This window comes from Paracraurococcus lichenis, from assembly GCF_030657435.1.
Classification (GTDB): domain Bacteria; phylum Pseudomonadota; class Alphaproteobacteria; order Acetobacterales; family Acetobacteraceae; genus Paracraurococcus; species Paracraurococcus lichenis.
This window is the reverse complement of sequence record NZ_JAUTWS010000551.1, coordinates 1-335: the sequence shown is the minus strand read 5'-3', so window position 1 is coordinate 335 and position 335 is coordinate 1. Positions and strand designations below refer to the sequence as shown.

Below are 335 nucleotides of genomic sequence, written 5' to 3'. Positions count from 1 at the left end.
CCTGGCTCGCCGCCGCCCGGCTGCCTGGCGCCGAGAAGTTGCGGCTGCACCGCATCGAGGGTGGCGACACGGCCGGGTTGCTGGCGCTGCTGACAGACCTCGGTAAGCAGGCATCGACCAGGCTGGGCCGTGCCGTCGGCGTGACGTGCTGCTTCGAGGCGGGCCGGGACGGCTTTTGGCTGCATCGTTTGCTGACAGCGCACAGCGTCGCGGCCTACGTGCTCGAGCCGACCAGCATCCTGGTGAACCGGCGGGCGCGGCGGGCCAAGACCGACCGGCTCGACGCGGAGGGCATGCTGCGCGTGCTGGCGGCTTGGCTGGGCGGCGACCACCAA

1 pseudogene is annotated in these 335 nt (G+C 72.2%); it reads left to right on the top strand.

Annotated elements, in window-relative coordinates:
* A pseudogene (locus Q7A36_RS41200) lies at nucleotides 1–335 on the top strand (IS110 family transposase); the annotation flags it as partial.